The organism is Cupriavidus sp. 8B (assembly GCF_054589115.1).
The window spans coordinates 1-862 of the sequence record NZ_BAAILO010000340.1; the positions used below are offsets into that span (position 1 = coordinate 1).

Here is an 862-nt window from a genome sequence, read left to right on the forward strand (position 1 = left end):
GCATATGCACCGCCAATCGCGGCGCGCTTGGCGGCTGCGCCCGATGTGGCGACTGTGCTGCCCTGGTATTGGTCATAGGCGACACCCACCGAGACCGGGCCGTTGGCGTACGCCAAGCCACCGCCGAAATTCTTGCCAACCCGGAAGCTGCCCGGCACTTCACCGCCGTTCGTGATATTGCTATCGCGGCCGAAGCTGTAGAAGCCGGTTGCGGTCAGGCCGCCGAACTTGCCGGTGTACTTGACGGCGTTGTCGGCGCGGCCGTTGAAGCCCTGGGTATCGACCGAATTGAGCGAGTAGCTGCTGCCGGCTGCCATCGGGTCGTAGGCGGTGAACAGGTCATACAGTGAGTTTTGCTGGCGGCCCAGCGTAACGGCGCCAAGGTCGCTCTGGAGACCGACATAAGCTTGTCGGCCAAACAGGCGGTTGCCTTGGCCGGACTTGCCAGTGTCGATGTCAAAGCCGCTTTCCAGCACGAAGATGCCCTTCAGGTTGTTGCCGAGGTCTTCCACGCCGCGAATGCCCCAGCGCGAACCGGAAAGGCCGCCGGAAGTCACGCCAGTCAGCGAGCCACCCCCGTTGGGGCCTTGCACGTGGCTCTGAAAGCTAACGCCCGCATCGGCGATGCCGTAGAGCGTTACGCTGGAAGAAGTCTGGGCGAAAGCGGCACCGGACATGGAGCAAGCTGTGGCGGCGGCCAATGTGAGGAGAGTTTTGTTCACGGTCATCTCGGTTTTCTGTTTGAGCGAGTAGTTTCCTGCTGCCGTCGGAGAGGCATAGCGGAGAAGCAAAGGAATGCCATCCCTCGATGCGACCGCTGCATTCTGAGGCAGTTATGTGACAGGAATAAGTAAACAGTCGC

The 862-nt window shown here is 61.4% G+C and carries 1 protein-coding gene; it reads right to left on the reverse strand.

Annotated features, from left to right (window positions below; translation table 11 throughout):
• On the reverse strand, positions 1–722 hold a 722-nt coding region (locus ACYP5B_RS33645; RefSeq protein WP_459572511.1), incomplete at its 3' end, for a porin.
• Between the last annotated feature and the right edge of the window lie 140 nt (positions 723–862).